Source organism: Klebsiella sp. HMSC16C06, from assembly GCF_001808325.1.
Lineage (GTDB): Bacteria > Pseudomonadota > Gammaproteobacteria > Enterobacterales > Enterobacteriaceae > Klebsiella > Klebsiella variicola.
The window spans coordinates 53,304-76,522 of sequence record NZ_KV793003.1 but is presented as its reverse complement, the minus strand read 5'-3'; the positions used below and the strand labels follow the sequence as shown (position 1 = coordinate 76,522).

The following is a 23,219-nucleotide window of genomic DNA, read 5'->3' as shown; positions in this document are numbered from 1 at the left end:
ACCGGCAGTTTCAGCAAGAATGGTGAATAAATTAACGGCAGGTCGCACGAACCGTAGGCCGGATAAGCGTAGCGCCATCCGGCACAAGACGGGTACAGTGCCGGAGGTGTCCTCCCCGGCGGCGCTGCGCTTGCCGGGCGTGGAAGTGGGATTCCGCGGAGCGTTTCGCTAAAAAACACCTGCCGCCCTCAAACAAGAAGGCCGGTTAGCATCGCTAACCGGCCTTTTGTATCCGCTTCTGCACCGCGCGTCAGTCGTGGCGCGGGTACTCCGGCGTGTTGATCCAGGCGTGGTCATCTTCCCAGGTGAACAACCATTTCCGATCCGGCCCGGCCATCACGTTCAGATAGTAGCTGTCGTAACCGGCAATCGCCGCCACCGGGTGGTAACCACGCGGCACCATCACCACATCGTGGTTGTAGGGCGCCATACAGGCGTCCAGGCTACGGTCGTCGGTGTAGACCCGCTGGAAGGCAAAGCCCTGCGGCGGATCGAAGCGGTGGTAGTAGGTCTCTTCCAGCTGCGTCTCTTTGCCCGGCTGGGCGGTATCATGCTTATGCGATGGCCACGAACTGGTGGCCCCCTCGTCGGTGTACACTTCCACCACCAGCAGGCAGTCCGCCTCGGCGCTGTCCGGCAGAATATTATGCACCCGGCGCTGGTTGCGCCCTTTCCCGCGATGCTCTACGCCGACGTCTTCCGGCCGAATGAGGCGTGCCGGGAAGCGGCCTTTGCCCGGCGCGCTGCATACCGCCAGCTCCAGATCGGAATCGGCGGTTACCTCGACTTTATCCTGCGGCGGGACGTAGACCGACCACGGCGGGGTGCGTTCAAACGGCGACATCCGTTTACCGAGATTCGGGAAATCGGCATGCTGCGTTTTCACCGATGCCAGCCCGGCGACCAGCACCAGGCACAGCTCGCGATCGCCGCTCTCCAGCGTCACAGTCTGCCCTTTTTTCAACATCCAGACATCAAAGCCGATATAGCGCCAACCGGCGCTTTGCGGCGTAATATGCTGGATCTGTCCCTCTTTTCGCGATTTAGCCAGTAACGACATGGCGCTCTCCTTCGCCGATTAACCTAATGTCGGCATGCTGAATTCAGATACGGTCTGCTGCCCTGCCGGCCAGCGTACGGTGGCGGTCTTCATGCGCGTGTAGAAGCGCACGCCGTCCGGCCCGTGGACGTTCAACGCGCCAAACACCGAGCGCTTCCAGCCGCCGAAGCTGTGGAACGCCATCGGCACCGGGACCGGCACGTTCACCCCAACCATCCCCGCCTGCACGTCGTGGACGAATTCACGCGCGGTGTGGCCGTTGCTGGTGAAAACGGCGCTGCCGTTGCCAAACTCGTGGCTGTTGACCAGCTCAAGGGCGCTGTCATAGTCCGCCGCGCGCACAATCCCCAGCACTGGGCCAAAGATCTCTTCGCGCCAGATGGTCATCTCCGGGGTGACGTGATCGAACAGGGTGCCGCCGACATAATAGCCCGCGTCGTAACCCGGCACGCGCAGTTTGCGGCCATCGACCACCAGTTTTGCCCCTTCGCTTTCGCCTTTATCAATATAGCCGAGCACTTTTTTCTGGTGGGTATCAGACACCACCGGTCCCATCTCGTTCTCTTCCTGGCCGCGCATGCAGCCCGGGCCTACTTTCAGCGCTTCCACCAGCGGCTTCAGGCGGGCGATCAGTTTGTCGGCGGTTTCATCTCCCACCGCCACCACCACCGGCAGCGCCATGCAGCGCTCGCCTGCGGAGCCAAAAGCGCCGCCCATAATGGCGTTAACGGTGGCGTCGAGATCGGCATCCGGCATCACAATCGCGTGGTTCTTGGCGGCGCCGAAGGCCTGTACGCGCTTGCCGTGGGCGCTGGCGGTCTTGTAGATATACTCCGCCACGCCGGAGGAGCCGACGAAGCTCACCGCCGCAATACGCGGGTCAGTGTACAGCTGCTCAGCATCTTCATTGCTGCAGTGCACGACGTTAAACACGCCGTCCGGCAGACCGGCCTCTTTCAGCAGCTCTGCCAGACGCACGGCGGCCGTCGGCGCCAGCGCCGGCGGCTTGAGGACGAAACTGTTGCCGCAGGCCAGCGCCAGCGGGAACATCCACATCGGCACCATCGCCGGGAAGTTGAACGGGGTGATCCCGGCCACTACGCCCAGGGGCTGCATCAGCGAATAGCTGTCGACGCCGGTGCCGACGTCAGAGGAGTATTCGCCTTTAATCAGGTGCGGGATCCCGCAGGCGAATTCGACCACTTCCATGCCGCGGGTCAGCTCGCCCAGCGCATCCGACCACACTTTGCCGTGCTCGCTGACGATGATCCCCGCCAGCTCTTCCACGTGCTGCTCCAGCAACATTTTGAAGTTGAACAGCACGCGGGCGCGGCGCAGCGGCGTGGTACGGGACCAGCTGTCAAACGCATCGCGAGCAACCTGAATCGCCTCGGAGACTTCCTGCGCGGTTGACACCGTGACTTCGCGCACCGCTTTGCCCGTCGCCGGGTCGTATACCGGCATCGTTTCGTTGCTGCTGCTAATAACGGTTTTCCCGCCAATAAAGTTTCCTGTGATCGTCATGTTCTCGCCTCATAGTGAAGGGGGCCAGCGCACACCGGCCCGTCGCTGATTCTGCTGTGCTATAACCGTAGTAAAATGAAATTTATATTTCAACATTGTCGTGAAATGAAATTTCATTTTGGTGATAACAGTCGCATTTTGCGCCGACGGATTGCCTGTGTGCTTCCCGCATCCCGCCTCGTCGCCTCAAGACGCCCGGCTTCCTGCTGCTGTCGCTCCCGCAGTCGGGGCCGGTGATATTTTGCGAGACAGCTCAAACATTCATCATTTCCATTCTTGCTAATTTTGGAATAAACGTTTTGACTGTTAGCCAATTGAACGAACCTACCCCCTCTTCCGTCAGGAGTGTCCTATGGCCATCGCAATGCAACGTTTTTGTATTAACCGCAAAATCGCGCCAGCGCTCAGCATTGAAGCGTTTTTCCGTCTGGTGAACCGTCTGGGCCTGAATAAGGTTGAGCTACGCAACGATTTACCCAGCGGAAAAGTGACCGACGATCTGAGCCATCAGCAGGTGCGCGAGCTGGCGGCGCGCTACCACATCGAGATCCTGACGATTAACGCAGTCTACCCCTTTAACCGTCGTAGCGAAGAGGTGCGGCAGCTGACCGAATCGCTGCTGAAAGAGGCCCAGGCCATCGGCGCCAAATCGCTGGTACTCTGTCCGCTCAACGACGGCAGCGAAGTGCCGGCCAGCGAAACCCTGAGCGCCCTGCGCGATCTGTCGCCGCTGTTTGCGTTCTATGGCATCCACGGCCTGGTGGAGCCGCTGGGCTTCCCACAAAGCTCGCTGCGCTCTGCGCACCAGGCGCAGACGCTGATCCATGACGCCCGCGTGCCGTTTAAGCTGCTGATCGACACCTTCCATCACCATCTCTACCCCCAGGCGGCGGACGAGTTCAGCCAGGTGGAGGTGGCGGACATCGGTCTGGTGCACCTTTCCGGGGTGGACGATACCCGTCCGCGCGAGCAGCTCACCGATGCCGAGCGCATCATGCTAACCCAGCAGGATCGTCTCGGCACCTGCGAGCAGGTTAAAGCGCTGGAAGCCCGCGGCTATCAAGGGGTATACGCTTTTGAGCCCTTCGCGCCCGAACTGGCGCAGTGGAGCGAAACGGATATCGAGCGCGAAATTGAGCAGAGCATCGCGCTTATCCAGCGCCACTGCGCCTGAAGACTGCTCTGGGCAGCATGCGCGGCGCGTGACAATTTCCCCAACGCCGGACGACGAGGTTGCCTATAATCGTCGCAGGATAAATGGAGGAATCGATCATGAGCTCACCCTTGTTGATTGCGCGCACGCTGGATAACGCGCTGTATTTGCTGCCCGCGATGGCCAACCGCCATGGGCTGATCACCGGTGCGACTGGCACCGGTAAAACCGTCACCCTGCAAAAGCTGGCTGAGTCGTTCTCGGAGATTGGCGTGCCGGTATTTATGGCGGACGTCAAGGGCGACCTGACCGGCATTGCCGCCGCGGGGCAGAGCTCAGAGAAACTGCAGGCGCGGCTGGAGAAGATCGGCGTCAGCGACTGGGAGCCGCACGCCAACCCGGTGGTGCTCTGGGATATCTTTGGCGAGAAGGGTCACCCGGTTCGGGCGACGGTCTCCGATCTTGGCCCCCTGCTGCTGGCGCGCCTGCTCAATCTCAACGAGGTGCAGAGCGGCGTGCTGAACATTATTTTTCGCATCGCGGACGACCGCGGCCTGCTGCTGCTCGACTTCAAAGACCTCCGCGCCATCACCCAGTTTATCGGCGACAACGCCAAAGCGTTCCAGAATCAGTACGGCAATATCAGCAGCGCCTCGATCGGCGCCATCCAGCGCGGGCTGTTAACCCTGGAGCAGCAGGGCGCCGAGCACTTCTTCGGCGAGCCGATGCTGGATATTGCCGACTGGATGCGCGTCGATGCCAGTGGTAAAGGGGTGATCAATATCCTCAGCGCCGAAAAACTCTATCAGATGCCGAAGCTCTATGCCGCCAGCCTGCTGTGGATGCTCTCCGAACTCTACGAGCGCCTGCCGGAAGCTGGCGACCTCGAAAAACCGAAGCTGGTGTTCTTCTTCGATGAGGCGCATCTGCTGTTCAACGACGCGCCGCAGGTACTGCTGGATAAAATCGAACAGGTGATCCGCCTCATCCGCTCCAAGGGTGTCGGCGTCTACTTTGTCTCGCAGAACCCGGCGGATATTCCCGACGCCGTGCTCGGCCAGCTGGGCAACCGCGTGCAGCATGCCCTGCGCGCCTTTACGCCGAAGGACCAGAAGGCGGTGAAAACCGCCGCCCAGACCATGCGCGCCAATCCGGCCTTCAGTACCGAGCAGGCGATCCAGGAGCTGGGCACCGGCGAGGCGCTGATCTCCTTCCTCGATGAGAAAGGCAGTCCGTCGGTGGTCGAGCGGGCGATGGTTATCGCCCCCTGCTCGCGAATGGGTCCGGTCAGCGATGACGAGCGCAATGGCCTGCTGAATCACTCGCCGCTGTACGGCAAGTATGAGGAGGAGGTGGACCGCGAGTCGGCCTTTGAGATGCTGCAGCAAGGGGTGCAGGTCGCCACCGGGCAGCAGTCGGCTCCGCCGGCGAAGGGCCAGCAGAGCGGCGATGACGATGGGCTACTCGGCGGCCTGAAAGATATTCTGTTCGGCAGCACCGGCCCGCGCGGCGGCAAACGCGACGGTATCGTGCAGACCGCGGCGAAAAGCGCGGTTCGCCAGGTCACCAATCAGATCGTCCGCGGCATGCTGGGCAGCCTGCTGGGCGGACGCAAGCGCTAAAAAAAAAGCCCCCTCATCGTTGAGGGGGCTTATACGTTCCGGGCTTAACCCGCTAGGCCTTGCGCATCATCAGCCAAAGGCTTATCAGGAAGAAGCTGGCGCTCGGCAACAGCGCGCCGATGATCGGCGGTATGCCATATACCAGGGTCAGCGGGCCGAAAATCTGGTCCAGCACGTAGAAGATAAAGCCGAAGCTAATCCCCGTCACCACCCGCACGCCCATCGGCACGCTACGCAGCGGACCAAAGATAAACGACAGCGCCATCAGCATCATCACCGCCACCGACAGCGGCTGGAAGATTTTGCTCCACATATTGAGCTGGTAGCGTCCCGGATCCTGGCCGCTGGACTTCAGGTATTTCACATAGTTGTGCAGACCACTGATCGACAGCGCATCCGGATCCAGGGCAACCACGCCGAGCTTATCCGGCGTCAGGTTGGTTTTCCAGGTACCGCTCACCATCTGCGACCCGGTCACCTGCTTTGGATCGGTCAGGTTGGATTCATCCACCTGCGACAGGCGCCACACTTTATTTTCACTATCGAACTTTGCCGAGGCGGCATAGCGCACCGACTCTAAACGACGCTCCGGATTGAAGGCATAGATGCTGACGCCCCCCAGCTCATCGTTGCCTTTCACGCGTTCGATATAGACAAAGTTGTGGCCATCTTTCGCCCACAGCCCTTGCTGAGTCGACAGCAGCGAACCGCCGTACATCTGCTGGGCGCGGTAGTTGCGCGCCATTTGCTCGCCCTGGGGCGCCACCCACTCGCCGATCGCCATGGTCAGCAGCACCAGCGGGATCGCAGTTTTCATTACCGCCAGCGCCACCTGCAGCCGGGTGAAACCGGATGCCTGCATCACCACCAGCTCGCTGCGTTGGGCCAGCATCCCCAGCCCCAGCAACGCGCCAAGCAGCGCCGCCATCGGGAAGAAGATCTGGATGTCCTTCGGCACGCTGAGGATGGTGTAGAGACCAGCGCCCAGCGCATCGTAACTACCCTGCCCGGACTTTTTCAGCTGATCGACAAACTTGATAATGCCGGAGAGCGACACCAGCATGAACAGGGTCATCATGATGGTGTTGAAAATCGTCTTACCGATATAACGGTCAAGTACGCCAAACGCCTGCATCAGGCCGCTCCTTTATTAAAACGGGCGCGGAAGCGGCGCATCGGCACCGTGTCCCACAGGTTTAACAGCACCGCCAGCGCAAAATAGAGCAGGTTAATCGCCCACATCCAGATAGCCGGGTCCATTTTGCCTTTGCCGCCGTTCGACTTAATCGACGTTTGCAGCAGGAAGAACACCAGGTAAAGCAGCATCGCCGGCAGCATCGACAGCACGCGCCCCTGACGCGGGTTCACCACGCTGAGCGGCACCACCATCAGCGCCATAATGAAGACGGTCGCCACCAGCGTGAAGCGCCAGTGCAGTTCGGCACGGGCGCGGTCGGTATGGGTCTGCCACAGAGTGCGCATATCCATCTGTTCGGTGTCGTCCGGATCGGAGGTCACTGCCTGGTGGCCGATAATGGCCTGATAGTTATTGAAGTCGGTAATGCGGAAATCGCGCAGCATCGCGGTGCCTTCAAAGCGGGTGCCCTTGTTGAGGGTCACCACCTGCGAGCCGTCTTTCTGCTGCGACAGCTCGCCGGAATCCGCCACCACCACCGAGGGACGCGCATTGCCTTTCGGACGCAGCTGGGCAAGGAAGACGTCATGGAAGCGGTTGCCGTTGACGCTCTCGATAAACATCACCGCGTTACCATCGCTGGCCTGCTGGAACTGGCCCTGGGCCAGCGCCGCCATGCCGGGGTTGGCTTTGGCTTCGGCCAGCACTTCGTCCTGATGGCGCGACGACCACGGCCCCGCCCACATGACGTTGACCGCCGCCACCGCGCCGGTGAACAGCGCGAGGATCATCGCCGCCTTGATCAGCACGGCTTTGCTCAGACCGCAGGCGTGCATCACCGTAATTTCACTTTCGGTGTACAGCTTGCCCAGGGTCATTAGCAGGCCAAGGAACAAACTTAACGGCAGGATAAGCTGCGCCATCTCCGGGATGCCGAGCCCCAACAGCGAGAGCACCAGATTGGTTGGGATATCGCCATCCACCGCGGCGCCGAGGATCCTGACTAATTTCTGACAAAAGAAAATCAGTAACAGGATGAATAGGATCGCCAACTGGCTTTTCAGCGTCTCACGAACCAGATATCTTATGATTATCACTATAAATACGCCCGTAAAAACCCGTTTTATTGCAGGAAAATTGCTTGTTTCATGGCTTAAACGTCATTTATTCTCTTTGGTCGTTGAAAACATCGCTAAGATTAAATGACTCATCGGTTCTGCATGTCAGGATCTTTTCTGACGAACCCAGGCCTTAATAACGTTAAGATTAACACGAAGTCACCGCAACAGCGGACATGAGTTACGAAAGCTTGCAATTATATACTCAATGGATTTCGAGTTGTAAGAAGGCAGCAGGGCTGTGACCCCTGGCGCGCGCGTTAGGCCCGCATCAGGTAAGCAGGCGCAGCCGGCGCATCTGCAACTTGAAAGGCGACGAGTATAGCCGTAGCCACCACTGTTGTCTTTAAGATTCAGGAGCATAGTGCATGGAGTTCAGTGTAAAAAGCGGTAGCCCGGAGAAGCAACGGAGCGCCTGTATCGTGGTCGGCGTCTTTGAACCACGTCGCCTCTCCCCCATCGCCGAACAACTCGATAAAATCAGCGACGGCTACATCAGCGCCCTGCTGCGTCGCGGCGAGCTGGAAGGCAAACCTGGCCAGACGTTATTGCTGCACCATGTGCCAAACATTCTGTCTGAGCGCATTCTGCTGATTGGCTGCGGCAAAGAGCGCGAGCTGGATGAACGTCAGTATAAGCAGGTCATCCAGAAAACCATCAATACCCTGAATGATACCGGTTCAATGGAAGCCGTCTGCTTCCTGACCGAGCTGCACGTCAAGGGCCGCAACAACTACTGGAAAGTTCGCCAGGCCGTTGAAACCGCCAAAGAGACGCTGTACAGCTTCGATCAGTTGAAGACCAACAAAAGCGAGCCGCGTCGCCCGCTGCGTAAAATGGTCTTTAACGTGCCGACCCGTCGCGAGCTGACCAGCGGCGAACGCGCCATTCAGCATGGCCTGGCGATCGCCGCTGGCATCAAAGCGGCGAAAGATCTTGGCAACATGCCGCCGAACATCTGTAACGCCGCCTATCTGGCTTCCCAGGCGCGTCAGCTGGCCGATACCTACAGCAAGAACGTCATTACCCGCGTGATCGGCGAACAGCAGATGCGCGAGCTGGGGATGAACTCCTATCTCGCCGTCGGCAACGGCTCGCAGAACGAGTCGCTGATGTCGGTCATCGAGTATAAAGGCAACCCGTCTGAGGACGCGCGCCCTATCGTGCTGGTCGGTAAAGGCCTGACCTTCGACTCTGGCGGCATCTCCATCAAGCCTGCCGAAGGCATGGACGAGATGAAGTACGACATGTGCGGCGCCGCGGCGGTGTACGGCGTGATGCGGATGGTTGCCGAGCTGCAGCTGCCGCTGAACGTCATCGGCGTGCTGGCGGGCTGTGAAAACATGCCTGGCGGTCGCGCCTATCGTCCGGGTGACGTCCTGACCACCATGTCCGGCCAGACGGTGGAAGTCCTGAACACCGACGCCGAAGGCCGCCTGGTGCTGTGCGACGTCCTGACCTACGTTGAGCGTTTCGAACCGGAAGCGGTTATCGACGTCGCGACGCTGACCGGCGCCTGCGTGATTGCCCTCGGCCATCACATCACCGGCCTGATGTCGAACCATAACCCGCTGGCCCATGAGCTGATCGGCGCCTCTGAACTGGCGGGCGACCGCGCATGGCGTCTGCCGCTGGCCGATGAGTTCCAGGACCAGCTGGAATCCAACTTTGCCGATATGGCGAATATCGGCGGCCGTCCTGGCGGCGCAATTACCGCCGGCTGCTTCCTGTCGCGCTTTACCCGTAAGTACAACTGGGCGCACCTCGACATCGCCGGTACCGCCTGGCGTTCCGGTAAGGCCAAAGGCGCCACCGGTCGTCCGGTCGCCCTGCTGTCGCAGTTCCTGCTCAATCGTGCGGGTTTTAACGGCGAAGAGTGATTGCCGTCTGATGCCCGGTGGCGCTACGCTTACCGGGCCTACGGAAAGATGCCGTTTGTAGGCCGGGTAAGCGTAGCGCCACCCGGCTTTGCATTTAAATCCACGACAAGAAGCCCCATATATGAAGAATGCAACGTTCTACCTTCTGGACAACGAAAACACCGTCGAAGGCCTGAGCGCCGTCGAGCAGCTGGTGTGTGACATTGCCGCAGAACGTTGGCGCAACGGCAAGCGCGTCCTGATCGCCTGTGAAGATGAGCAGCAGGCGATTCGCCTCGACGAGGCGCTGTGGTCGCGGCCGCCGGAGAGCTTTGTGCCGCATAATCTGGCGGGCGAAGGCCCGAGAGGCGGTGCGCCAGTGGAGATTGCCTGGCCGCAGAAACGCAACAGCAGCCCGCGGGACATTCTGATCAGTCTGCGGCTTAACTTTGCAGATTTTGCCACCGCTTTCACAGAAGTGATAGACTTTGTCCCTTACGAAGAAAATCTGAAACAACTGGCGCGCGAACGCTATAAAGCGTACCGCATGGCTGGTTTCAACCTGAACACGGCAACCTGGAAATAATGGAAAAGACATACAACCCACAAGATATCGAACAGCCGCTTTACGAGCACTGGGAAAAGCAGGGCTATTTCAAACCGAATGGTGATGAAAGCCAGGAGAGCTTCTGCATCATGATCCCGCCGCCGAACGTCACCGGCAGTTTGCATATGGGTCATGCCTTCCAGCAAACCATCATGGATACCATGATTCGCTACCAGCGCATGCAGGGCAAAAACACCCTGTGGCAGGCCGGTACCGACCACGCGGGTATCGCCACCCAGATGGTGGTTGAGCGTAAGATTGCCGCGGAAGAAGGGAAAACCCGTCACGACTACGGCCGCGATGCCTTCATCGACAAAATCTGGCAGTGGAAAGCGGAATCCGGCGGCACCATTACCCGCCAGATGCGCCGCCTCGGCAACTCCGTGGACTGGGAGCGCGAGCGCTTCACCATGGACGAGGGGCTTTCCAATGCCGTGAAAGAAGTCTTTGTTCGCCTGTACAAAGAAGATCTGATCTACCGCGGTAAACGCCTGGTTAACTGGGACCCGAAACTGCGCACCGCCATTTCCGACCTCGAAGTGGAAAACCGCGAATCGAAAGGTTCCATGTGGCACATCCGCTACCCGCTGGCCGATGGCGCGAAAACCGCTGACGGTAAAGATTACCTGGTGGTCGCCACCACCCGTCCGGAAACCCTGCTGGGCGATACCGGCGTGGCCGTCAACCCGGAAGATCCGCGTTACAAAGATTTGATTGGCAAATTCGTGGTGCTGCCGCTGGTTAACCGTCGCATCCCGATCGTGGGCGACGAACACGCCGACATGGAAAAAGGCACCGGCTGCGTGAAGATCACCCCGGCGCACGACTTTAACGACTACGAAGTGGGTCGTCGTCATCAGCTGCCGATGATCAACATCCTGACCTTTGACGGCGACATCCGCGAAAGCGCGGAAGTCTACGACACCAAAGGCAATGAATCCGACGTCTACTCCAGCGAGATCCCGGCGGAGTTCCAGAAACTGGAACGCTTCGCGGCGCGTAAAGCCGTCGTCGCGGCGGTTGACGCCCTCGGCCTGCTGGAAGAGATCAAACCGCACGATCTGACCGTCCCTTACGGCGATCGCGGCGGCGTGGTTATCGAACCGATGCTCACCGACCAGTGGTACGTGCGTGCGGACGTGCTGGCCAAGCCGGCGGTGGAAGCCGTTGAGAATGGCGACATTCAGTTCGTGCCGAAGCAGTACGAAAACATGTACTTCTCCTGGATGCGCGATATTCAGGACTGGTGTATCTCCCGTCAGCTGTGGTGGGGTCACCGCATCCCGGCATGGTATGACAACGACGGCAACGTCTACGTGGGCCGTAGCGAAGACGAAGTGCGTCAGGAAAACAAACTCGGTACGGACGTTGCCCTGCGTCAGGATGAAGACGTTCTCGATACCTGGTTCTCCTCCGCGCTGTGGACCTTCTCCACCCTCGGCTGGCCGGAAAACACCGACGCCCTGCGTCAGTTCCACCCGACCAGCGTGATGGTGTCCGGCTTCGACATCATCTTCTTCTGGATCGCCCGCATGATCATGATGACCATGCACTTCATCAAAGATGAAAACGGCAAGCCGCAGGTACCGTTTAAGACCGTCTACATGACCGGTCTGATCCGCGATGACGAAGGCCAGAAGATGTCCAAATCCAAGGGTAACGTTATCGACCCGCTGGATATGGTTGACGGCATTACCCTGCCGGAGCTGCTGGAGAAACGTACCGGCAACATGATGCAGCCGCAGCTGGCGGAAAAAATCCGTAAGCGCACCGAGAAACAGTTCCCGAACGGCATCGAGCCGCACGGCACCGACGCCCTGCGCTTCACCCTGGCAGCGCTGGCCTCTACCGGCCGCGACATCAACTGGGATATGAAGCGTCTGGAAGGTTACCGTAACTTCTGTAACAAGCTGTGGAACGCCAGCCGCTTCGTACTGATGAATACCGAAGATCAGGATTGTGGCTTCAACGGCGGCGAAATGGTGCTCTCCCTGGCCGACCGCTGGATCCTCGCGGAATTCAACCACACCGTGAAAGCGTATCGCGAAGCGCTGGATAACTTCCGCTTCGATATCGCCGCCGGCATCCTGTACGAGTTCACCTGGAACCAGTTCTGCGACTGGTACCTGGAGCTGACCAAGCCGGTGATGAACGGTGGCAGCGAAGCGGAGCTGCGCGGGACTCGCCATACGCTGGTGACCGTGCTGGAAGGTCTGCTGCGCCTGGCGCATCCGATCATTCCGTTCATCACCGAGACCATCTGGCAGCGCGTGAAAGCGATCTGCGGTATCACCGCCGACACCATCATGCTGCAGCCGTTCCCGCAGTACGATGCTTCTCAGGTCGATGAAGCGGCGCTGGCCGATACCGAATGGCTGAAACAGGCGATCGTCGCCGTGCGTAACATCCGTGCGGAAATGAACATCGCCCCGGGCAAACCGCTGGAACTGCTGCTGCGCGGCTGCAGCAAAGAGGCCGAGCGTCGTGTGAACGACAACCGCAGCTTCCTGCTGAACCTGGCGCGTCTGGAAAGCATTACCGTGCTGCCTGCCGATGATAAAGGTCCGGTCTCCGTGACCAAGATTATCGACGGTGCCGAGCTGCTGATCCCGATGGCGGGCCTCATCAATAAAGAAGATGAGCTGGCGCGTCTGGCGAAAGAAGTGGCCAAAATCGAAGGTGAAATTGGCCGCATCCAAAGCAAGCTGTCCAACGAAGGTTTTGTCGCCCGCGCGCCAGAAGCGGTGATCGCTAAAGAGCGCGAGAAGCTGGAAGGCTACGCGGAAGCGAAAGCGAAGCTGATTGAGCAGCAGGCGGTGATCGCCGCGCTGTGATCCTCCCGCCCCTTGCCACCCGGCAAGGGGCGTTTTTTATGAAACATCCTCGCTTGCGCTCTCCCCTGCCGCGATGTTATTAACATCATCATTCGTCTTTTTTGGGTAATGAGTCATTGTATGAATACGAGCGTCCCCGCGGCGACGTTGCTGCGTCGCATTACGGCGGCAGACAATGCCGCCATCGCCAGGGTCATCCGCCAGGTCTCGGCTGAATATGGCCTGACCGCCGATAAAGGCTATACGGTCGCCGACCCGAATCTCGATGAACTGTATGAGCTGTACAGCCAGCCGGGCTCTGCCTATTGGGTGGTGGAGAAAGAGGGCGAAGTGGTTGGCGGCGGTGGCGTCGCCCCCCTCGCCTGCAGCGAGCCGGATATCTGCGAGCTACAGAAAATGTATTTTATGACCAGCGCGCGCGGTCAGGGGCTGGCGAAGAAGCTGGCGCTGCTGGCGCTGGACTACGCCCGCGAGCAGGGCTTTAAACGCTGCTATCTGGAAACTACCGCCTTCCTGACGGAGGCGATCGGCTTATATGAACATCTTGGCTTTGAGCACATTGACGGGCCGCTGGGTTGCACCGGCCACGTTGACTGTGAAGTGCGGATGCTGAAAACGCTGTAGCGCCTCGATATCGCAGGCGTCCCCGGTAGCGCTACGCTTACCGGGGCTACAGTTCGGTAGCCCGGCTAAGCGTAGCGCAAGCCGGGGTATGTCCCGGATGGAACCCCTTGCACCTTACCCGTGCTCGCGGTGCCGTTTTTTTGTTGGGTGGCGGCTAACGCCTTACCCGACCTACGGCTCGTACCATTGCGGGCTGAAGCTCTCAACGCTATCTCTTTCCCCAGGGCTACTGAAACTGCCAGTGTTAGTGGCTACCGGGGCTGCAGGGCCCGAATACCGAGGGTTACGCCGCCACCGGCACACCGCTGTGAAAGCGGAACTCGGCCTCCGGCCTGAGGATCAGCGCCGCTTCCGCCTCGCCGAGCTGGCGCACCCGCTCGCTAATATCGTCTCCGGCAATCTTCTGCGCCAGATCCAGATAGTCCTGATAGTGACGCGCCTCGGAGCGCAGCAGCGACAGATAAAACTTCTGCAGATCGTCATCCAGCCACGGCGCCAGCGCCGCAAAGCGTTCGCAGGAGCGGGCCTCGATATAAGCGCCGCAGATCAACTTATCGATCAGCATCACCGGCTCGTGCGAACGCACCTCCCGCCGCATGCCACGGGCATAGTTGCTGGCGGTGATTTTGACGTAGGGAATATCACGCGCCAGCATCATCTCCCGCACCTGCCAGAAGTGATGTAGCTCCTCTTTAATCAGCAAAATCATGCTGTCCAGCAACTGGCGGCCCCACGGGTCGTCGGTCTGCGGCATGGCGCTTTTGTTGATCCGCTTATGCAGGGCGACGAAATCCGGCTCCGGCCCCCAGCGGTAGGTGAAGTCTTCATACGGCTTCAGGCAGGCCAGCAGCTCGTCGGCGTCGGCTTTATCCGCGACGTAGCGACGCACCAGCAGCATGGCGTTCTGCGCCGCTTTCAGTTCGCACACCATATGGTCGGTCAGCAGCAGCGGCAGGTTTTCCGGCTTGCGGGCTTCGTCAATCCACGCCTGCGGCGTCGGGCAGTGCAGGAAATTGATAATCGGGGAGAGTATCTGCGGGTAATCCATGGAAGTTCCTTGCTATACGGCGGCAGGCGCCGCCGTATCCATCTGCAGCTTAGTGGCGAACACCATCGTCGTCTTCATCGACAAAATCTTCGTCATCGTCGCCGTCTTCTTCACCGTTCGGGTCCTCATAATAGGTACCCCAACCGTCATACTCGACGTCATATTTTTCTGCCAGCGTCATCAGCTGTTCCACCTGGGCATCGATCAGGTCTGCGTTCAGCGCGCATTCGCTGAGAATATCGCAGCAGATGACCATGTCACCCTCTTCCACTTCCAGCTCTTCGGGCTCGGTCACTTCATAGCCCAGCTTGAACGCTTCCACCGCCACTTTCTCCAGGGTTTCGAAATCGTCTGCAGAGAGGTGATGCTCAATCGTGTACAGTGCGTCCGGATCGCTGCCATCCTCCAGCAGCTCTTCGATAATCAGACGCGTCTCTTCACGCTGTTCTTCCAGGTGTTCCGGGTTTGCCATGGCTCGTTCCTCATAATGTGCGGCATTTGTCCCTATTGTCACATACCGCCGTCATTGCCTCCACTTCTCAGTGAAAGATTTCGATCACAGACTTGCAAATGAATATTCATACATATAAATTGAATTTTAATTCAATTAGTGGCCTATGCCAGGTGAGGGAACCATGTCTGCGTTTTACCAGAAGCATTTTTTAAAGTTACTCGATTTTACGCCTGCAGAAATCACCGCCCTGCTCGAGCTGGCGGCAAAGCTCAAAGCCGATAAGAAAAACGGTATCGAAGTCCAGAAACTGGCAGGGAAAAACATCGCGCTCATCTTCGAAAAAGACTCAACCCGTACACGATGCTCTTTCGAAGTTGCCGCATACGATCAGGGCGCCCGCGTGACCTATCTGGGGCCAAGCGGCAGCCAGATTGGCCATAAAGAGTCGATCAAAGACACCGCCCGCGTGCTCGGGCGGATGTACGATGGCATTCAGTATCGCGGCCACGGCCAGGAGGTGGTGGAGACCCTGGCGCAATACGCCGGCGTGCCGGTGTGGAACGGCCTCACCAACGAGTTCCACCCCACCCAGTTGCTGGCGGACCTGCTGACCATGAAAGAGCACCTGCCGGGCAAAGCCTTTAACCAGATGACGCTGGTCTACGCCGGCGACGCGCGCAACAACATGGGCAATTCGATGCTGGAAGCCGCAGCGCTGACCGGTCTGGATCTGCGCCTGGTAGCGCCATCGGCCTGCTGGCCGGAGTCTCAGCTGGTGGAGACCTGTACCGCGCTGGCCAAACAGCAGGGCGGCAACATCACCCTGACGGAAGATATCGCCGCAGGAGTGAAAGGCGCCGATTTTATCTATACCGACGTCTGGGTCTCGATGGGCGAGGCGAAGGAAAAATGGGCCGAACGTATCGCCCTGCTCCGCGACTATCAGGTTAACAGCGCGATGCTGGCGCTGACCGGCAATCCGCAGGTCAAGTTCCTCCACTGCCTGCCGGCATTCCATGACGACCAGACCACGTTGGGCAAACAGATGGCCGCCGATTACGGCCTGCACGGCGGTATGGAAGTGACTGACGAGGTGTTTGAGTCGGCGGCGAGCGTGGTTTTCGATCAGGCGGAAAACCGGATGCACACCATCAAAGCGGTGATGGTGGCGACGCTGAGCAAGTAGTCCTTCGCGTGTGGCCACATCCCGGATAGCACGGCGCTTATCCGGGATATGGCTCGCCATTTTACGCCATCAGCATCTTCACTACCGCTTTGCGCACCTTCGCCGGGGCGCCTACGGCGCACAGCGGTTTATGCACTTCGCCGGGATAAAACACCACAAAATCCCCTTCGTTGAGGATCACCGTTTTCTCCTGCTGGCCTTCGGCAAGAAAAGCGATGTCTTTCTCCGCCAGCCAGTCGGTCTGCGGCTCTCCAGCCGGCAAGGTACTGAAGGTCATCCCCTCGATGCCGCGGAGCACAATCTGAATATCGAGATAGCGGGCATGGTATTCCGCGCGGCGCGCGGCCTGCGGCTCGGTGGTGTCTTCGGAAATCAGATAAAACAGGTTATTGCCGTCGATATCGTGTTTACCCAGCGGCGTCGCCTCGCTGACATGGGCGATGACGTGCTCAATGGCCTCGCGCAGCGCGGCAGGCAGCCATGGCTGCAGATGGTGGATATTGCCAATAATCATCACTTACCTCGAATATAAAACAGCATTTCATTTTATAACTTTATACCCCCATCGCCACTGCCATACCAGTACAGTTTCACCGTTCTTTGCGCTGGCGCACTTTTCTGTAGGCAAACGATTACCTGTTTGTGAATGAATCGCTTGATCGTCATAACGGTCTGCGTATAATGCCAGTCGTTTTGCCGGGAGGAAGCATGGCCAATTGCGTACGACATTCTGTCTTAGCGCGTCTGAACGCAGACGCTGGCCTGGCGTTTTTCTTTCCGTTGCTCATTGGATTCCCGAAGCCCCTTATTTAAGGGGCTTTTTTTTTGCCCAGGCGTCAGGAGATAAGCATGGCTAACCCGCTATATCAAAAACATATCATTTCCATAAACGATCTCAGCCGCGAAGACCTCGAACTGGTGCTGGCGACGGCGGCAAAGCTGAAAGCCAATCCGCAACCCGAGCTGCTGAAGCATAAGGTTATCGCCAGCTGTTTCTTTGAAGCCTCCACCCGTACCCGTCTCTCTTTTGAAACCTCGATGCACCGCCTGGGCGCCAGCGTGGTCGGCTTTTCTGACAGCGCCAATACCTCGCTGGGCAAAAAAGGGGAAACCCTGGCGGATACCATCTCCGTCATCAGCACCTACGTTGACGCCATCGTGATGCGTCATCCGCAGGAGGGCGCCGCGCGCCTGGCGACCGAATTCTCCGGCGGCGTGCCGGTACTGAACGCTGGCGACGGCGCTAACCAGCACCCGACCCAAACCCTGCTCGACCTGTTCACCATCCAGGAGACCCAGGGCCGCCTCGAAAACCTCAACGTGGCGATGGTCGGCGATCTGAAGTATGGCCGTACCGTCCACTCCCTGACCCAGGCGCTGGCCAAATTCAGCGGCAACCGCTTCTACTTTATCGCCCCGGACGCGCTGGCCATGCCGCAGTACATCCTCGATATGCTGGATGAAAAAGGTATCGCCTGGAGCCTGCATAGCGCCATCGACGACGTGATGGCGGAAGTGGATATTCTGTACATGACCCGCGTGCAGAAAGAGCGTCTGGATCCGTCGGAATACGCCAACGTGAAAGCGCAGTTCGTCCTGCGCGCCGCCGACCTCGAAGGGGCGCGCGCCAACATGAAGGTGCTGCACCCGCTGCCGCGCATTGACGAAATCACCACCGATGTCGATAAAACACCGCACGCCTGGTACTTCCAGCAGGCCGGTAACGGCATCTTCGCCCGCCAGGCGTTACTGGCACTGGTACTGAATAGCGAGCTGGCACTGTAAGGGGGAATGAGAGATGACACACGACAATAAACTGCAAGTAGAAGCCATTAAACGCGGCACCGTGATCGACCATATCCCGGCGCAGGTCGGCTTTAAGCTGCTCACCCTGTTCAAACTGACCGAAACCGACCAGCGTATCACCATCGGCCTGAACCTGCCCTCCGGCGAGATGGGCCGCAAGGATTTGATTAAAATCGAGAACACCTTCCTGACCGACGAGCAGGTTAACCAGCTGTCGCTGTACGCCCCGCAGGCGACGGTAAACCGCATTGATGATTACGAAGTGGTGGGCAAATCCCGCCCGAGCCTGCCGGATCGCATTGACAGCGTGCTGGTCTGCCCGAACAGCAACTGTATCAGCCACGCCGAACCGGTTTCTTCCAGTTTTGCAGTGAAAAAACGCGCTGATGACATCGCACTCAAATGCAAATACTGTGAAAAAGAGTTTTCTCATTATGTGGTGCTGGCCAACTAAATGCGGTTGGTATTGGTGGTAGGCCTCCCTATAATGGCTACCACCCTACGCTTCGTCCTTCAGGCGGCGTCTGCGCCGGCGGCACAGCGCTTACCCTCTGGCGGCAACCTGAATGATTTTGCGTAACATTACTCAGTTCATCTGGAGATAACATGAGCAAAACTATTGCGACGGAAAATGCACCAGCAGCGATTGGCCCATACGTTCAGGGCGTTGATCTGGGCAGCATGATCATCACCTCTGGCCAGATCCCGGTCGACCCGAAAACCGGCAGCGTCCCGGAAGACGTGTCCGCGCAGGCGCGTCAGTCGCTGAACAACGTGAAAGCGATCGTTGAAGCCGCTGGCCTCACCGTCGGCGACATCGTCAAGACCACCGTATTCGTCAAAGACCTCAACGATTTCGCTACCGTTAACGCCACCTACGAAGCGTTCTTCACCGAGCACAATGCCACCTTCCCGGCGCGCTCCTGTGTGGAAGTCGCTCGTCTGCCGAAAGACGTGAAGATCGAGATCGAAGCCATCGCCGTGCGTCGCTGATCGCTTTGGTTGGCAGAAAAAAAGGCAGCCAGTGGCTGCCTTTTTTACGTGGCTCATCCGAAAATGCGCCCTTCACTGCCAGCCGTAGCGACGGCTATAGAAACCTTTAACGGTCTGGGTCAGCACCATATAGCCCGCCAGGATCACCACCAGCCACGGGAAGTAGCTGAGCGGCAGCGCCTGCAGCTGCAGGTAGCCCGCCAGCGGCGAGAACGGCAGGGCAATGCCCACGGCCATCACCACCAGAGTCATGGCGAACAGCGGCCACGCGGCGCGGCTCTGAACGAACGGAATGCGCCGGGTGCGGATCATGTGCACAATCAGCGTCTGCGACAGCAGCCCTTCAATAAACCAGCCGGACTGGAACAGAGTCTGCATCTCCACGGTATTGGCGTGGAACACCCACCACATCAGGCCGAAGGTGAGGATATCGAAAATCGAGCTGATCGGTCCGAAGAAGACCATAAAGCGCCCGAGATCGGTCGGGTTCCAGCGCTGCGGTTTACGGATCTGCTCATCATCGACGTTATCAAACGGGATCGCCACCTGGGAGACATCGTACAGCAGGTTCTGAATCAACAGGTGCAGCGGCAGCATCGGCAGAAACGGCAGGAAGGCGCTGGCCACCAGCACGCTAAAGACGTTACCGAAGTTGGAGCTGGCGGTCATTTTGATGTACTTGAGCATGTTGGCGAAGGTGCGGCGGCCTTCGATCACCCCCTCCTCCAGCACCATCAGGCTTTTTTCCAGCAGAATGATATCCGCCGCCTCGCGGGCGATATCCACCGCGCCATCAACCGAGATGCCAATATCCGCCGCGCGTAACGCCGGGGCGTCGTTGATGCCATCGCCCATAAAGCCCACCACGTGACCTTCGCGTTTCAGCAGCGTCACGATACGCTCTTTATGCAGCGGCGCCAGACGCGCAAACAAAGTGGTGCGCTTCGCCAGCGCCGCCAGGTCATCGTCGCTCATGGCTTCAATCTGGCTGCCAATCACCACTTCGCCCGCATCCAGCCCCACTTCATGGCACACCTTCGCCGCCACCAGTTCGCTATCGCCGGTGAGGATTTTCACCGTGATGCCGCTGGCCTTCAGCGCCTTCAGCGCCGGGGCGGTGGTCTCTTTCGGCGGATCGAGGAAGGCGATGTAGCCTTCGAGGATCAGGTCGGATTCATCGGCGCGCTGGTAATCGCCCTCGCGCGCCGGCAGGTATTTGGTTGCCACCGCCACCACCCGCAGTCCCTGACGGTTCAGGGTATCGGTGACCCGGCGGATGCGGCGCAGCATGGTGTCGTCCAGCGGTACGATTTCGCCGTTGTAGCGCACCTGGGTCGAGACGTTAAGGATCTCCTGCAACGCCCCTTTACAGATCAGCTGATGCGCGTCGCCCTGCTCTTTCACCACCACCGACATGCGGCGGCGTTCGAAGTCGAACGGGATCTCATCCACCTTCTGCCAGCGCTCCGCGAGGCCGCGGGCGGCCTCCAGCTCCACGCCTTCCAGCACCGCGGTATCGAGCAGGTTTTTCAGCCCGGTCTGGTAATGGCTGTTGAGCCAGGCGGTATGCAGCACTCTCTCGCTGGACTTACCGGAGACATCGGTGTGGTTCTCCAGCACGATCTTGTCCTGAGTCAGGGTGCCGGTTTTATCGGTGCAGAGAATATCCATCGCGCCAAAGTTCTGAATGGCGTCGAGGTGTTTGACGATCACTTTTTGTTTCGACAGCTTCACCGCCCCGCGCGCCAGCGTCGAGGTGACGATCATCGGCAGCATCTCCGGCGTCAGGCCGACCGCCACCGACAGTGCAAACAGCGCCGCTTCCCACCAGTCGCCTTTGGTGTAGCCATTAATCAACAGCACCACCGGGGCCATCACCAGCATAAAGCGGATCAGCAGCATGCTGACCCGGCTGATGCCTTTCTGGAAGGCGTTCGGCTCGCTTTCCTGCTCGCTGACGCGCCCGGCCAGCTGGCCAAACCAGGTGTTGCCGCCGGTGGCGTAGACGATAGCCTGCGCCGAGCCGCTCACCACGTTGGTCCCCATAAAGCACAGGGTGTCGCATTCCAGCGGGTTCTGCTGCAGCGGGTCGCGACTGCGCGCGACTTTCTCTACCGGCAGCGATTCGCCGGTCAGCGAGGCCTGAGCGACAAACAGATCGCGCGCCTGAATAATGCGCAGGTCCGCCGGGATCATATCTCCCGCCGACAGCTTGACGATATCTCCTGGCACCAGTTGGTCGATAGGCAGTTCAAGCCAGCGGCTCTCCCCCTGCTCGTTCACCACCCGCAGCACCGTGGCGGTATTGCTGACCATCGCCTTTAGCGCATCCGCCGCTTTGGTCGAGCGCGCTTCCTGGATGAAGTTAAGCAGCGTCGAGATGCCGACCATCAGCGCGATAACGCCCGCGGCGAACAGATCTTCGGTGGAATAGGAGACGATGCCGAGCACCGTCAGCAGCAGGTTGAACGGGTTGCGATAGCAGGTCCACAGATGCACCCACCACGGCGAGGGCTTCTGCGCCGGGATCTGATTGTCACCATGTTTGAGGATCTTTGCCGCCACTTCGCCTTCATTGAGCCCTTCAGGGTGGCTGTCAAAGGCACGCCAGATCTCCTGGTCATCCATCGCCGCAACGTCCAGGCAGCGCTTGCCGAGCGAGTCCGGGATCGGCACGCTGGTCAGGTTACGGGCATCAGGCAGCGGATCGCGCTGGACCAAACGGCGTGGCAGATGGCGGCTAAGCTGCGCGAACAGCTGCCGGGTATAATTTTTCAACATAAACAGTCCCTCCGCGCTCGCGCGAGCGAACGCAGCGTCGCCAACAGGCGTAGCAAAGCCTACCTGTCAGGCATGTAATTTTTATGGCAGGGACATCAAGGACATCACTGCTTTACGCTTTCCGGTAAAGCAGTGTTAAACAGGCTTACCGGAAAGAAAGGTTGCTCCATCGAGGATGAGGAGTGGGATCGGGGTCCATAAATTCTCCGGTAAGTGAATATAAACGGCGCGGATTATAGCGCGCTCGTTGAGACATGTGTGGCATTTATGGCGATGATAAGCCCGCGCAACTAAACCGAACGTAAACCAGACTTTGCTCATTGCGGTTTGGTTGAGTAGCATTAGGCTCACTTCTACCATCCCTGACGAGAATTCCGCATGCAGAACCGGCTGACCATCAAAGATATTGCGCGTTTAAGCGGCGTAGGAAAATCGACGGTATCCCGCGTCCTTAACAACGAGAGCGGGGTCAGCGAACGGACCCGCGAGCGCGTCGAAGCGGTGATGCAGCAGCACGGTTTCTCACCCTCCCGCTCCGCCCGCGCCATGCGCGGCCAGAGCGATAAAGTGGTGGCGATTATCGTCACCCGTCTGGATTCCCTGTCGGAAAACCTTGCCGTGCAGACCATGCTGCCCGCCTTTTATGAACAGGGTTACGATCCGATTATGATGGAGAGTCAGTTCTCCCCGGGACTGGTGGAAGAGCATCTCGGCATGCTCGCCCGGCGTAATATTGACGGCGTAGTGCTGTTCGGATTTACCGGCATTGATGAGGCGATGCTCGCCCCCTGGCGCGATACGCTGGTGCTGATGGCCCGCGACGCCCCCGGTTTCGCCTCGGTGTGCTATGACGACGAAGGCGCCATCACGCTGCTGATGCAGCGGCTCTACGATCGCGGACATCGCCACATCAGTTTTCTTGGCGTCCCGCACAGCGACGTCACCACCGGCGAGCGCCGCCATCTCGCCTACCTCGCTTTCTGTAAAAAGCATCGCCTGACGCCCACCGCCGCTCTGCCGGGCCTGGGCATGAAGCAGGGGTATGACACCGTCGCCAGCGTGCTGACGGCCGAAACCAGCGCCCTGGTCTGCGCGACGGATACCCTCGCCCTCGGCGCCAGCAAGTACCTCCAGCAGCAGGGCCGCGCTGCGCTGCAGCTCGCCAGCGTCGGTAGCACGCCGCTAATGAAGTTTCTCCACCCGGAAATCTTGACCGTCGATCCCGGCTATGCCGAGTCCGGACGCCGGGCCGCCCGGCAGTTGATCGAGCAGATCGCCGGCAGCGTCGAACCCCGCCAGATCGTGATTCCCGCCGCCCTGAATTAATCTCGTTCGGACGATTTATGTGATCGTCGCCGGGTTTCGGGAACGTTCCCATTTTGCAAAGCAAACGAAACGGTTAGGATGCCCTCAAG

23 protein-coding genes are annotated in these 23,219 nt (G+C 59.1%); 14 read left to right on the top strand and 9 right to left on the bottom strand.

The genetic code is table 11. The features are described from left to right. Positions 1-250: 250 nt before the first annotated feature. Positions 251-1,060 (bottom strand): 5-deoxy-glucuronate isomerase, encoded by an 810-nt coding sequence (gene iolB, locus HMPREF3142_RS14095; protein WP_004186731.1) that lies wholly within the window; start codon positions 1,058-1,060, stop codon positions 251-253. Positions 1,061-1,078: 18 nt separating this feature from the next. Further along, complete coding sequence (locus HMPREF3142_RS14090; RefSeq protein WP_004146794.1) at positions 1,079-2,584, bottom strand: CoA-acylating methylmalonate-semialdehyde dehydrogenase; 1,506 nt, start codon at positions 2,582-2,584, stop codon at positions 1,079-1,081. A 352-nt stretch (positions 2,585-2,936) separates the two neighbouring features. On the opposite strand from HMPREF3142_RS14090, the gene HMPREF3142_RS14085 reads away from it, so the two are divergent. After that, complete coding sequence (locus tag HMPREF3142_RS14085) at positions 2,937-3,758, top strand: TIM barrel protein (protein ID WP_046622696.1); 822 nt, start codon at positions 2,937-2,939, stop codon at positions 3,756-3,758. Positions 3,759-3,856: 98 nt separating this feature from the next. Next, on the top strand, positions 3,857-5,359 hold the full coding sequence (locus tag HMPREF3142_RS14080) for a helicase HerA-like C-terminal domain-containing protein (protein ID WP_008807119.1): 1,503 nt from the start codon (positions 3,857-3,859) through the stop codon (positions 5,357-5,359). 52 nt (positions 5,360-5,411) lie between these two features. Here the strand turns inward: HMPREF3142_RS14080 and lptG are convergent, their stop codons facing one another. Continuing rightward, positions 5,412-6,494, bottom strand: a complete 1,083-nt coding sequence (gene lptG, locus HMPREF3142_RS14075; RefSeq protein ID WP_008807120.1) for an LPS export ABC transporter permease LptG — start codon at positions 6,492-6,494, stop codon at positions 5,412-5,414. Continuing rightward, a complete protein-coding gene (gene lptF, locus HMPREF3142_RS14070) occupies positions 6,494-7,591 on the bottom strand; it encodes an LPS export ABC transporter permease LptF (RefSeq protein WP_012969078.1) in 1,098 nt (365 codons plus the stop codon). The genes lptG and lptF overlap by 1 nt, the downstream gene beginning before the upstream one ends. A gap of 389 nt (positions 7,592-7,980) precedes the next feature. Between lptF and pepA the strand changes: the two genes are divergently transcribed. The 4 genes from pepA to HMPREF3142_RS14050 all read left to right on the top strand — a co-directional run bounded on the left by pepA (position 7,981) and on the right by HMPREF3142_RS14050 (position 13,536). Further along, positions 7,981-9,492: a leucyl aminopeptidase gene (gene pepA / locus HMPREF3142_RS14065; protein ID WP_008807121.1), complete on the top strand. Its 1,512-nt coding sequence runs from the start codon at positions 7,981-7,983 to the stop codon at positions 9,490-9,492. A 121-nt stretch (positions 9,493-9,613) separates the two neighbouring features. Further along, a complete protein-coding gene (gene holC, locus HMPREF3142_RS14060; RefSeq protein WP_008807122.1) occupies positions 9,614-10,057 on the top strand; it encodes a DNA polymerase III subunit chi in 444 nt (147 codons plus the stop codon). Beyond that, a complete protein-coding gene (locus HMPREF3142_RS14055) occupies positions 10,057-12,912 on the top strand; it encodes a valine--tRNA ligase (protein ID WP_070612163.1) in 2,856 nt (951 codons plus the stop codon). Before holC ends, HMPREF3142_RS14055 begins: the two co-directional genes overlap by 1 nt. A 120-nt stretch (positions 12,913-13,032) precedes the next feature. Next, the gene (locus tag HMPREF3142_RS14050; RefSeq protein WP_008807124.1) at positions 13,033-13,536 is read left to right on the top strand and encodes a GNAT family N-acetyltransferase; all 504 of its coding nucleotides are present in this window, start codon (positions 13,033-13,035) and stop codon (positions 13,534-13,536) included. A 283-nt stretch (positions 13,537-13,819) separates the two neighbouring features. Here the strand turns inward: HMPREF3142_RS14050 and miaE are convergent, their stop codons facing one another. After that, positions 13,820-14,584: a tRNA isopentenyl-2-thiomethyl-A-37 hydroxylase MiaE gene (gene miaE / locus HMPREF3142_RS14045; protein WP_008807125.1), complete on the bottom strand. Its 765-nt coding sequence runs from the start codon at positions 14,582-14,584 to the stop codon at positions 13,820-13,822. A gap of 49 nt (positions 14,585-14,633) precedes the next feature. Then, positions 14,634-15,056 carry a ribonuclease E inhibitor RraB gene (gene rraB, locus HMPREF3142_RS14040; RefSeq protein ID WP_008807126.1) on the bottom strand — a complete coding sequence of 141 codons (423 nt, stop codon included), beginning with the start codon at positions 15,054-15,056 and terminating at the stop codon, positions 14,634-14,636. A gap of 98 nt (positions 15,057-15,154) precedes the next feature. On the opposite strand from rraB, the gene argL reads away from it, so the two are divergent. Then, positions 15,155-15,250 (top strand): putative translational regulatory protein ArgL, encoded by a 96-nt coding sequence (gene argL / locus HMPREF3142_RS30215; RefSeq protein WP_370736902.1) that lies wholly within the window; start codon positions 15,155-15,157, stop codon positions 15,248-15,250. Continuing rightward, complete coding sequence (gene argF, locus HMPREF3142_RS14035; RefSeq protein WP_012543079.1) at positions 15,220-16,224, top strand: ornithine carbamoyltransferase; 1,005 nt, start codon at positions 15,220-15,222, stop codon at positions 16,222-16,224. The genes argL and argF overlap by 31 nt, the downstream gene beginning before the upstream one ends. Positions 16,225-16,285: 61 nt before the next feature. Here the strand turns inward: argF and HMPREF3142_RS14030 are convergent, their stop codons facing one another. After that, positions 16,286-16,738, bottom strand: coding sequence for a YhcH/YjgK/YiaL family protein (locus HMPREF3142_RS14030; RefSeq protein ID WP_008807128.1), 453 nt, complete (start codon positions 16,736-16,738; stop codon positions 16,286-16,288). 194 nt (positions 16,739-16,932) lie between these two features. Here HMPREF3142_RS14030 and HMPREF3142_RS27935 point away from each other — a divergent pair, with 194 nt between their 5' ends. From HMPREF3142_RS27935 to ridA, 5 genes are all read left to right on the top strand, one after another. Then, a complete protein-coding gene (locus HMPREF3142_RS27935; protein ID WP_012969080.1) occupies positions 16,933-17,037 on the top strand; it encodes a pyrBI operon leader peptide in 105 nt (34 codons plus the stop codon). Then, complete coding sequence (locus HMPREF3142_RS30210; RefSeq protein ID WP_227650304.1) at positions 17,012-17,071, top strand: pyrBI operon leader peptide; 60 nt, start codon at positions 17,012-17,014, stop codon at positions 17,069-17,071. Before HMPREF3142_RS27935 ends, HMPREF3142_RS30210 begins: the two co-directional genes overlap by 26 nt. A 2-nt stretch (positions 17,072-17,073) precedes the next feature. Further along, the gene (gene pyrB / locus HMPREF3142_RS14025) at positions 17,074-18,009 is read left to right on the top strand and encodes an aspartate carbamoyltransferase (protein WP_004206522.1); all 936 of its coding nucleotides are present in this window, start codon (positions 17,074-17,076) and stop codon (positions 18,007-18,009) included. 13 nt (positions 18,010-18,022) lie between these two features. Continuing rightward, positions 18,023-18,484: an aspartate carbamoyltransferase regulatory subunit gene (pyrI, locus tag HMPREF3142_RS14020; protein ID WP_002886927.1), complete on the top strand. Its 462-nt coding sequence runs from the start codon at positions 18,023-18,025 to the stop codon at positions 18,482-18,484. A 152-nt stretch (positions 18,485-18,636) separates the two neighbouring features. After that, positions 18,637-19,023 carry a 2-iminobutanoate/2-iminopropanoate deaminase gene (ridA, locus tag HMPREF3142_RS14015; protein WP_002886926.1) on the top strand — a complete coding sequence of 129 codons (387 nt, stop codon included), beginning with the start codon at positions 18,637-18,639 and terminating at the stop codon, positions 19,021-19,023. 72 nt (positions 19,024-19,095) lie between these two features. Here the strand turns inward: ridA and mgtA are convergent, their stop codons facing one another. After that, positions 19,096-21,804: a magnesium-translocating P-type ATPase gene (gene mgtA / locus HMPREF3142_RS14010; protein ID WP_070612162.1), complete on the bottom strand. Its 2,709-nt coding sequence runs from the start codon at positions 21,802-21,804 to the stop codon at positions 19,096-19,098. A gap of 145 nt (positions 21,805-21,949) precedes the next feature. Then, a complete protein-coding gene (gene mgtL, locus HMPREF3142_RS30205; protein WP_219340445.1) occupies positions 21,950-22,003 on the bottom strand; it encodes a mgtA regulatory leader peptide MgtL in 54 nt (17 codons plus the stop codon). 179 nt (positions 22,004-22,182) lie between these two features. Here mgtL and treR point away from each other — a divergent pair, with 179 nt between their 5' ends. Beyond that, positions 22,183-23,130 (top strand): trehalose operon repressor TreR, encoded by a 948-nt coding sequence (treR, locus tag HMPREF3142_RS14005; protein WP_008807130.1) that lies wholly within the window; start codon positions 22,183-22,185, stop codon positions 23,128-23,130. Positions 23,131-23,219 lie beyond the last annotated feature (89 nt).

Excerpts from the sequence above, each read along its gene's own strand:
- pyrB (WP_004206522.1), top strand. The coding sequence starts at position 17,074 with ATGGCTAACCCGCTATATCAAAAACATATCATTTCCATAAACGATCTC.
- holC (WP_008807122.1), top strand. The coding sequence starts at position 9,614 with ATGAAGAATGCAACGTTCTACCTTCTGGACAACGAAAACACCGTCGAA.
- HMPREF3142_RS14090 (WP_004146794.1), bottom strand. The coding sequence starts at position 2,584 with ATGACGATCACAGGAAACTTTATTGGCGGGAAAACCGTTATTAGCAGC.
- lptG (WP_008807120.1), bottom strand. The coding sequence starts at position 6,494 with ATGCAGGCGTTTGGCGTACTTGACCGTTATATCGGTAAGACGATTTTC.
- iolB (WP_004186731.1), bottom strand. The coding sequence starts at position 1,060 with ATGTCGTTACTGGCTAAATCGCGAAAAGAGGGACAGATCCAGCATATT.
- mgtA (WP_070612162.1), bottom strand. The coding sequence starts at position 21,804 with ATGTTGAAAAATTATACCCGGCAGCTGTTCGCGCAGCTTAGCCGCCAT.
- argL (WP_370736902.1), top strand. The coding sequence starts at position 15,155 with ATGAATATTCATACATATAAATTGAATTTTAATTCAATTAGTGGCCTA.
- treR (WP_008807130.1), top strand. The coding sequence starts at position 22,183 with ATGCAGAACCGGCTGACCATCAAAGATATTGCGCGTTTAAGCGGCGTA.
- HMPREF3142_RS14050 (WP_008807124.1), top strand. The coding sequence starts at position 13,033 with ATGAATACGAGCGTCCCCGCGGCGACGTTGCTGCGTCGCATTACGGCG.
- HMPREF3142_RS14030 (WP_008807128.1), bottom strand. The coding sequence starts at position 16,738 with ATGATTATTGGCAATATCCACCATCTGCAGCCATGGCTGCCTGCCGCG.
- argF (WP_012543079.1), top strand. The coding sequence starts at position 15,220 with ATGTCTGCGTTTTACCAGAAGCATTTTTTAAAGTTACTCGATTTTACG.
- rraB (WP_008807126.1), bottom strand. The coding sequence starts at position 15,056 with ATGGCAAACCCGGAACACCTGGAAGAACAGCGTGAAGAGACGCGTCTG.
- ridA (WP_002886926.1), top strand. The coding sequence starts at position 18,637 with ATGAGCAAAACTATTGCGACGGAAAATGCACCAGCAGCGATTGGCCCA.
- HMPREF3142_RS14085 (WP_046622696.1), top strand. The coding sequence starts at position 2,937 with ATGGCCATCGCAATGCAACGTTTTTGTATTAACCGCAAAATCGCGCCA.
- HMPREF3142_RS27935 (WP_012969080.1), top strand. The coding sequence starts at position 16,933 with ATGGCCAATTGCGTACGACATTCTGTCTTAGCGCGTCTGAACGCAGAC.
- HMPREF3142_RS14055 (WP_070612163.1), top strand. The coding sequence starts at position 10,057 with ATGGAAAAGACATACAACCCACAAGATATCGAACAGCCGCTTTACGAG.
- pyrI (WP_002886927.1), top strand. The coding sequence starts at position 18,023 with ATGACACACGACAATAAACTGCAAGTAGAAGCCATTAAACGCGGCACC.
- HMPREF3142_RS14080 (WP_008807119.1), top strand. The coding sequence starts at position 3,857 with ATGAGCTCACCCTTGTTGATTGCGCGCACGCTGGATAACGCGCTGTAT.
- miaE (WP_008807125.1), bottom strand. The coding sequence starts at position 14,584 with ATGGATTACCCGCAGATACTCTCCCCGATTATCAATTTCCTGCACTGC.
- pepA (WP_008807121.1), top strand. The coding sequence starts at position 7,981 with ATGGAGTTCAGTGTAAAAAGCGGTAGCCCGGAGAAGCAACGGAGCGCC.